The sequence below is a fragment of the Brevibacillus sp. SKDU10 genome (assembly GCF_001645205.1).
In the GTDB taxonomy this organism is placed as follows: Bacteria; Bacillota; Bacilli; order Brevibacillales; family Brevibacillaceae; genus Brevibacillus_B; species Brevibacillus_B halotolerans.
This window is the reverse complement of the sequence record NZ_LSSO01000079.1, coordinates 59,410-67,918: the sequence shown is the minus strand read 5'-3', so window position 1 is coordinate 67,918 and position 8,509 is coordinate 59,410. Positions and strand designations below refer to the sequence as shown.

Genomic DNA, 8,509 nt, shown 5'->3' with positions numbered 1-8,509 from the left:
AAAGTGAACTCCATCAGCAAACCCTTAAAAGTCAAGTTGAAATGAAAGTAGGGGACCGTTGGAATGAAAAAATGGCAGATGCTGAAATTATCATTCGTGACGGGATTGTAATAGAAATACGTCAAGGAGGCAAAAGCTTGTGACACAACCAAAATTTTATACAGTAGGAAAATTGGTTAATACACAGGGATTACGTGGAGAAATGCGTGTCGTTTCTACAACAGATTTCCCAGATGTTCGCTTTAAAAAAGGGAATAAATTACATTTGTTCCATCCAAGCTTGACCGAACCAGTGATTGTGGAAATAGCTTCGTATCGCGAACACAAAGATTTTACCATTCTAACCTTTAAAGGCTACTCATCTATTAATGACGTGGAAAAGTATAAGGGTGGAGAATTAAAGGTTTCGGAAACGGAACTGCTAGAGCTTGAAGAAGATGAATTTTATATTCATCAGCTTATTGGATGCGAAGTGATTACGGACACAGGTGAGGTATTAGGCAAGATTACAGAGGTTTTACAGCCAGGTGCCAATGATGTTTGGGTAGTAAAAGGTAACAAGGGCAAAGAAATCATGCTACCTTTCATTGATGATTGCATTAAAGAGGTAGATGTTCAGAACAAAAAAGTAATTTGCCACCTCATGGATGGATTGCTATAGAGGAGAGTTAGATCATGCGTATTGATGTACTAACACTGTTTCCAGAGATGTTTACAGGGGTATTCTCTACCAGTATTTTAGGAAAAGCAGCAGAGCGAGGAATCGTCGATTTTGGAGTCATTAACTTTCGCGATTATTCGAAAAGCAAACACGGCAACGTAGATGATACTCCCTATGGAGGCGGTGGTGGCATGGTCTTAAAGCCAGATCCGATCTTTGATGCCGTGGAAGACCTTCAGGCTCGTGAGGGTACCTCGAAACCGCGTATTATTCTAATGTGCCCGCAAGGAAGACGATATGATCAGAAAATGGCTGAGGAGTTAGCTCGTGAAGAGCACCTCGTGTTTATTTGTGGTCACTATGAGGGCTACGATGAGAGAATTCGTGAGCATCTGGTCACGGATGAAATCTCGATAGGCGATTATGTGCTAACAGGTGGAGAATTAGGTGCCATGGTTGTGATTGATAGCGTTGTGCGCTTACAGCCAGGAGCTCTCGGCAATGAAATGTCTGCTGTAACAGACTCTTTTTCTACGGGACTTTTAGAGCATCCCCATTACACACGCCCTGCTGATTTCCGCGGCTGGAAGGTGCCTGATATCCTCTTGTCTGGACATCACGCGAATATTGAGAGATGGAGACTGAAAGAATCTCTAAAGCGCACCCTGCAACGTCGACCAGAGTTACTGGAGAAGATTGAGAAAACCAAAGAAATTGAAAAGCTACTAATAGAGATTCAGCAAGAAGAAAGTAACGCTTGATTTTACAAGCATGGGAAGACTAATCCTACCAATTTGCCACTGATTTTTGATCATCCATTTATAGTAGTAGATTGAGGGAATTTTTCCTTGATTATTTTCTAATAATGCTTGTTAACGGCCTATAGTTATGCTAGAATATCACTTGTGGCATTTTGTCGCTGACTACGACGGTCCGCTACTCGTTCGTTAACCCAGCAGAGGTTTAACAAGTAAGGCGAGTAAGAACGTCTGTGTGGAAGGAGTGAATCATGATGAATCAAATTATTCGTGAATTGGAAAAAGAACAACTGAAACAGGATATTCCTGCGTTCCGTCCTGGTGACACTGTACGTGTACACGTTAAGGTTATCGAGGGCACTCGTGAGCGTATTCAGGTGTTCGAAGGCGTTGTTATCCGCCGCCGTGGTACTGGTGTAAGCGAAACTTTCACTGTTCGTAAGATTTCTTACAACGTGGGTGTTGAGCGTACATTCCCACTACACACACCGAAGATCGACAAACTTGAAGTAGTTCGCCATGGTCGCGTACGTCGTGCGAAATTGTACTATCTTCGCGATCGCGTAGGTAAAGCTGCTCGCATTAAAGAAATTCGTCGATAAGAATAAGAGGGGGGCTGCTTGCCAGTCCCCCTTTTTTCAGTTACATTCGGTTTTGAATGCCCTCAGTTCTCTAGAAAATACAGTTCATCTCAGATAGATGCACTTATAAAGTGTAAAGATATCTTCTGTCATATATAATAGATAAATGAGACTCTAGAGCAGGAGGAAAGATTATGAGCGAAAACGCCTCGACTACCAAGAAGAAAAATGAAGCTTGGGAATGGATTAAAGCGATTGTCATAGCCATAGCTTTAGCATTCTTCATCCGTACCTTTTTATTTGCCCCGTTTATCGTCGAGGGTCATTCCATGGATTTTACTTTGCATAACGAAGAAAAACTCGTGGTTAACAAAGCTCTCTATCATCTAAGAGAGCCGCAACGTGAGGAAATTATCGTATTCCATGCGTCTGAGAAGCGTGATTATATCAAACGGGTCATCGCTGTTGCTGGAGACACCGTTGAAGTAAAAGATGATGTTTTGTACGTTAATGATAAGGCAGTGGAAGAGCCATACTTAAAAGAGAAACGTGAAATTGCGCAAAAAGAGAAGGATCTACCACTAACCACTCCTTTCGAAAAAATAACGATTCCACCTGGACATATTTATGTAATGGGGGATAATCGCCAAAATAGTTCAGATAGCCGAGAGTTTGGCCCAGTTGAAATAAGTAAGGTGGTAGGCCGGGCAGAGTTTGTCTTCTGGCCGTTAAAAGATATACGCATGACACGCTAATGAAGTAAATAGCTGTGTAAACAAAGTAGGTGAATGTACGATGACAATCCAATGGTTTCCGGGACATATGGCTAAAGCTCGCCGCCAAGTAACGGAGAAATTAAAGCAGGTTGATGTGGTCATCGAGCTTCTGGATGCAAGACTACCTTTATCTAGTCGTAACCCGATGATCGATGAAATCGTGGCAGAAAAACCACGTTTGATATTGCTAAACAAGGCGGATTTGGCTGATCCATCTGTAACAGAAATGTGGATAAGATATTTTAAAGAACAAGGCCTCCGTACGCTGCCGATTGATGCTTTATCAGGAAGAGGAGTGAACAAGCTCCCAGAGCTATGCCAGGAATTAGCTTCAGACATGCTACAAAAACGTGCAGATCGTGGAATGCTGGCAAGAGCAGTACGAATCATGATCTTAGGTATTCCAAACGTTGGGAAATCCTCACTGATTAATCGTTTAGCAAAACGCTCTGTTGCACAGACAGGAGATCGCCCTGCCGTGACCAAATCACAGCAATGGGTAAAAATGGGCGATACACTAGAGCTTCTGGATACACCAGGTATTCTTTGGCCTAAGTTTGAGGATCAAATGGTAGGGTTACGATTAGCTGCAAGTGGTGCTATTAAGGATGAACTGATTGATTTCTCTGAGGTGGCCCTGTATGCTGTGCGGTATATGATGCATTACTATCCAGAGCGATTAAAAGACCGCTTTAAGCTGTCTGATTTACCTGAGGATGGCGTAGAATTACTAGAAATGATCGGTAAAAAACGTGGCTGTATGGCGTCAGGTGGATATATTGACTATGACAAAGCTTCTGAGCTATTGCTACGTGAACTACGCTCAGGAAAGATTGGTCAAATTTCATTAGAACGTCCGATCGATTGGGAAATGGAAGTAGCCATTGGCGAGCCGCGTTCTATCTATGATGAATAAAAATGTACGTATTGACCCTTGCCGACATGGCAGGGGTTTTTAGTTGTTTGATCAAATGATAAAATGTGTGAATCATTCAATCAGTATTGTTCTATGTAAGAATTGATGGAATAGATTATTTGGATACGATAGATGTGAAAAATTTTTGTCGCGGGGCTAGTCTTACGATAGAATAAAGAAAGAATGTAAAGGAAGTCGGGAGAGAGAATTAATGAACATTGCGGAAATGTCGATACAAAAGATAAGAGAATGGGTCGAAGGAGCAGACCAGCTTTCCTCAGAGGAACGATTGGAGCTTTCTACAGACCCAAGAAAAGGCGTCCAAGCAATTTGGCGCAGATTTATTGCTCAGGAAAATCATTTGAAAAAGCAGCAAGCCCTTTGGGAAGCTATGACAGAAACAGAGAAATTATACTGGGCACAAGGTAATCAATACATAGTAGGAATAGATGAGGTTGGAAGAGGGCCTCTAGCAGGGCCCGTGGTTGCCTCAGCCGTTTGTTTACCCGCTGATTTTTATCTGCCAGGTTTAAATGACTCGAAAAAGGTAAATGTCTCCATGCGTGAAGCTTATTATGAAGTAATTATGCGCGAAGCAATCGCTGTAGGTATTGGGAGCGTTTCTGCTGAGCGCATTGATGAAATTAATATTCTAGAAGCGACACGCGAAGCAATGTACATAGCCATAAATGACGCAGGAATCACTCCAGACCTCTGCTTAATTGATGCTGTACATCTACCGCGTTTAGAAGCTCCACAACTCTCGATTATTGGCGGTGATGGCAAAAGTATTTCGATCGCAGCTGCATCAATCGTGGCAAAAGTGACGCGTGACCGTCTTATGGAAGCATATGCGGCAGAGTATCCGGTATACGGCTTTGAACAAAATGCTGGTTATGGCACTGCCGAACATCTACAAGCCTTACGCACGCATGGCCCTTCCGCGTTGCATCGCAAAACCTTTGGGGGAGTTAAGGAGCTTATTACTGGATAGAGGGGTATAAGATATGTTCGAGGCTTGAGAGAGTCCAAAAATCTTTCCTGATCAAAATCAGCATTGATAAGAATCATTTCAGCCTATTTCGTACATAAATTTCTTTTTGGAATAAAGGTTTATTCGTTTTACATGAAAGGAGGAGGAACCGATGATCCAAGCAGGTCAATTGCTGTCTAATATGTTGCAGCAAACCCGCACAAGCGGAAGCAAACAGATAGAGCTAAGCCCGAATCAGGTGGTAAAGGGAACCATCGTAAAAGTACTTCCGGAACAGGGTGCTATCGTGCAAATTGGCGGAATGCAAATGGTAGCTAAAATGGAGACGAATTTGGAAGCAGGTCAAAAAGCATGGTTACAGGTTCAGGGGAATACAGAACCACTTACGTTAAAAGTGGTTCATACGGAGGCAGGTCAAACCACAAAAGAAGCCTCTCAGGAGGGTTTATTACGCTCCTTTGGTTTACCGAATCAACCAGAATTAAAAGAAGCTCTGCAATTTTTACTTGATAAGAATTTGCCTGTAAACAAGCAAACATTAATGGAGCTTGGTCAAATCATAAAGACGCAAGGATCAGGTACAGATGTGATGCAAGCAGTGCAGACAGCACTTACGAAACAAATCCCAATCACGCAGGATGTAGTCTTGGCGTTGCGCAGCTTTTTATTTGGAAATAACATATCAGACTCTATTCGGGCTTTTTTGCAGCAGGTGACCGATACACTGGCTACGCTTTCATTGCAAAGTGAGGCTTCGGGGGCTAATGAGCAGACTCAAACAACCCCGCAAGGTGGCTCTTCAGCCTCTGTGTCACCACAACCACAATTACAACAAACCTTGCGAACTCTGGCAAGCTTATTACAGTCGTTGCCGCTACAGCTCAATGAAGAACCGCCTTTGCTAAACGGGAACTCAGGAATGTTGGGAAAACAAGCGATGGGGAATCCTTCGCAAACGTCATTGCCTCAAAATATTGGCAACCAAGAAGCTGAAGCAGGGCAACAAACAGGGGCAGGAGTACAAAATGGTGCCTCATCTGTTGGAATCGGCCAGCAAACAGGGCAACAGACGAATCTTTTGAATCAAGTTCCAATCCAACAGAGACCTATGTCGTCAGCCTTATCTGATAACACGGCACCATTTTCGTCCACTCAAGGTTCAAATGCGCAACAAGGAGGAAATGCTGGAGTTATAAGTGGAGCGGAAGCAGATGCGCAAACACGATTGAACGGGGGTATAAATGGAGGAAATGGACAGGCTACTCTGAAGCAAACAGAAGGTACAGGTCAATCGTCTTCACTTCCTTCATCTGGAACTGCACGTACTCTTACAGAATCAGTCATTATCACAGGTAATAGCAACCAAACACTCACAGATGTAGGGGAATCTACCCAAAATAGACAACAACAAACCAGTATGCAAGCTCCCATGCAGAATTCTTCTGTAAATTCTAAGATTCCAGCTTCTGGCATGCTTGCTCCAGAAGAATCATTGAAACAGCCATCTACAATTAGTAATCAAGCAGGATCTTCCCAATCAACTGAGGGAACGTCAGCGGATCAAGCTCAGTTACGGAAGGAAACGGGAATTTTACAGCAAAAACTGGAACTATTAGGTGTCTCTAATGAAAGACATATTTTTCAGGCTGGACGGACAGGCAAAGAAGCAATTGATCAGCAGCAATTACAAAATATCAAAAGCTTGTTATTACAAGTTGCACAGGCTTCCCAAGGCGTATCTTTAGTATTAAAGGAAACAGCAGAGCAATTGCTTCAGCATATTACCGGACAACAATTAATGATGTCGACTTCTCAGCAAACACAACCACTGACACATGTGATGATGCAAATTCCAATTAAGACTGAGCAAGGAGAAGATACAGCTTTTGTACAAGTGGAGGCACGTAAGCAAAAAGGCGGGCAATTAGACCCGGGAAATTGTAGATTATTTTTTCAATTAGATCTACATGCTCTAGGAATGACCATGGTGGATGTGAGTATTGTCAATCGAATTACAACGATTCAGGTTTATAATGATCAAGCTTGGTTGGAGAAACTGATTCAGTCAGAAAAGCAAACGTTTACTCAGCAACTCCAAGAAGTAGGATATCAGCTATCTATTTTACGTGTCTTGCCCTTACCAGAAGCCAAATCTGGTAACGGGGGACTTATAAGAGAAACAGAGCAATTGAACAGTAATTACACAGGTGTTGATTTGCGTGTCTAATATAGGAAGGGGGGAACGTAATGGATCGGTCCTTTACCAACAATGCCTTTCAAGAAAAATCAGTACCGCAATTAAAAAAGGCAGTAGCGTTGCGCTATAAAGAGGATCAGGACGATGCTCCACGTCTGGTTGCTAAAGGGGGAGGTTATATTGCTGAGAGTATCCTGCAAAAGGCAAAAGAGCATAACATCCCTGTTCAGGAGGACCCTTCGTTATTAGAGGTTCTGTCTAAATTGGATTTACAGCAGCAAATTCCCCCTGAATTATATCAGGTGGTAGCAGAAATTCTTGCGTTTGTTTATCGGTTAGATAAGAAAGAGTGGAGTTAATGACAGACCGAAGAAGGCTAATTGGTCAAATTGGGGAATCGAGGGCATGCGATTACCTTGAAAGCCTAGGCTACAGGATTATTGGCCGTAATGTCCGACTTTCTCAGGGAGAGATTGATATTATTGCAATGGAGCAGAGAACAGTTGTGTTTGTTGAAGTTCGATCTCGTATAGGTAAAAAAGGAGTTACTCCTAGGTATGGAAGTCCTGTTGAATCAATTACACCACGCAAACAGCAAAAATTGCGACAGCTAGCTCTAGCCTATCTGCAAAATCATACGCAGTCCTATGATTCATTTCGAATTGATGCCATTGCAGTATGGATTCCGCCTGATCTTTCACAGAGTGAAGAAGGTCTTGAGCATTACAAATGTATTTAGGCAATAGATAATATGATAGCTACCTAAATTTGCAAGAAATAGGCCGTTCATAGTGATTTAACTACATCAATAGTATATATTCGAGCGTAAAATACAATGTACTCGACGAGTTGTAACTCCTCCATATTAAGTAATACATCTGGTTTGGCTGTCTTTAGTCAGAGATGACGTGAAGACAGCTATTTTTTTGTAAAAACCATATTTTGCATGATGAAATAAAAAAGCCGTTTTCTTCCGAGGAAGAGAACGGTTTCTTTAGTTATACATAAAGGAAAACATATTTAGTGCGTATGTAACAAGGAAAACTTATTCTTTCGTGCCAACAGGCATATCATTCAGACAATCATGGCAAATGATTTTACCTTTGAAGTGAGTAATTTGGTCAGCATTTCCACAGAAGATACAAGATGGCAAGTATTTTTTCAGGATTACGCGTTCTCCATCTACATAGATCTCCATAGGATCTTTGATCTCAATGTTTAATGTACGTCTCAATTCAATAGGAAGAACGATACGTCCTAGTTCATCCACTTTTCTTACAATACCTGTTGATTTCATAGGTGTAAATCCCCTCTCTGTCAGATGTATTTAGTCAAAATTCGACAGGTTATCTGATTATTATAGTACCAATATTTAATAAATAAGTCAATCTTTACTTCTTTTAAAAAAGTGAATATTCTACTAACATTTATAACGTTGATTCCGCTTACATGAGGTTGTTTACTTATTATGATTCTTACTCGTAAAATAGTACCCAATCTCCTAAACAGTGTATGAACATAATGCTATCTTTTCGAAGGACAATTTGTTCAGGAATTCATAGAAACCAGAATATGCTCAACAAATATTTACCCCAAAAGGTGTATGGCTAACCTGTTTTGAAGAGA

The 8,509-nt window shown here is 41.7% G+C and carries 11 protein-coding genes; 10 read left to right on the top strand and 1 reads right to left on the bottom strand.

Features of this window, described 5'->3' with window-relative positions:
• The 10 genes from AYJ08_RS22845 to AYJ08_RS05315 form a co-directional block, all read left to right on the top strand.
• Window positions 1–143 (top strand): YlqD family protein (locus tag AYJ08_RS22845; RefSeq protein WP_255365449.1); only part of this gene is annotated, 143 nt, incomplete at its 5' end.
• Window positions 140–661 carry a ribosome maturation factor RimM gene (rimM, locus tag AYJ08_RS05355; protein WP_064016867.1) on the top strand — a complete coding sequence of 174 codons (522 nt, stop codon included), beginning with the start codon at window positions 140–142 and terminating at the stop codon, window positions 659–661. The genes AYJ08_RS22845 and rimM, both read left to right, overlap by 4 nt.
• 14 nt (window positions 662–675) lie before the next feature.
• Entirely contained in the window at window positions 676–1,422 is a 747-nt protein-coding gene (gene trmD, locus AYJ08_RS05350; RefSeq protein WP_064016866.1) for a tRNA (guanosine(37)-N1)-methyltransferase TrmD, read from the top strand.
• Between the two features lie 251 nt (window positions 1,423–1,673).
• Window positions 1,674–2,021 carry a 50S ribosomal protein L19 gene (gene rplS, locus AYJ08_RS05345; protein WP_031413643.1) on the top strand — a complete coding sequence of 116 codons (348 nt, stop codon included), beginning with the start codon at window positions 1,674–1,676 and terminating at the stop codon, window positions 2,019–2,021.
• A gap of 173 nt (window positions 2,022–2,194) precedes the next feature.
• Complete coding sequence (gene lepB, locus AYJ08_RS05340) at window positions 2,195–2,755, top strand: signal peptidase I (RefSeq protein ID WP_031413644.1); 561 nt, start codon at window positions 2,195–2,197, stop codon at window positions 2,753–2,755.
• A gap of 40 nt (window positions 2,756–2,795) precedes the next feature.
• On the top strand, window positions 2,796–3,692 hold the full coding sequence (gene ylqF / locus AYJ08_RS05335; protein ID WP_064016865.1) for a ribosome biogenesis GTPase YlqF: 897 nt from the start codon (window positions 2,796–2,798) through the stop codon (window positions 3,690–3,692).
• 211 nt (window positions 3,693–3,903) lie between these two features.
• On the top strand, window positions 3,904–4,686 hold the full coding sequence (locus AYJ08_RS05330; protein WP_064016864.1) for a ribonuclease HII: 783 nt from the start codon (window positions 3,904–3,906) through the stop codon (window positions 4,684–4,686).
• 151 nt (window positions 4,687–4,837) lie between these two features.
• Window positions 4,838–6,913, top strand: a complete 2,076-nt coding sequence (locus AYJ08_RS05325) for a hypothetical protein (RefSeq protein WP_064016863.1) — start codon at window positions 4,838–4,840, stop codon at window positions 6,911–6,913.
• Window positions 6,914–6,933: 20 nt separating this feature from the next.
• Window positions 6,934–7,242 (top strand): EscU/YscU/HrcU family type III secretion system export apparatus switch protein, encoded by a 309-nt coding sequence (locus tag AYJ08_RS05320; protein WP_031413650.1) that lies wholly within the window; start codon window positions 6,934–6,936, stop codon window positions 7,240–7,242.
• A complete protein-coding gene (locus AYJ08_RS05315) occupies window positions 7,242–7,622 on the top strand; it encodes a YraN family protein (RefSeq protein ID WP_064016862.1) in 381 nt (126 codons plus the stop codon). Before AYJ08_RS05320 ends, AYJ08_RS05315 begins: the two co-directional genes overlap by 1 nt.
• A 306-nt stretch (window positions 7,623–7,928) precedes the next feature.
• Here the strand turns inward: AYJ08_RS05315 and AYJ08_RS05310 are convergent, their stop codons facing one another.
• Window positions 7,929–8,180 carry an AbrB/MazE/SpoVT family DNA-binding domain-containing protein gene (locus tag AYJ08_RS05310; protein ID WP_018670802.1) on the bottom strand — a complete coding sequence of 84 codons (252 nt, stop codon included), beginning with the start codon at window positions 8,178–8,180 and terminating at the stop codon, window positions 7,929–7,931.
• Between the last annotated feature and the right edge of the window lie 329 nt (window positions 8,181–8,509).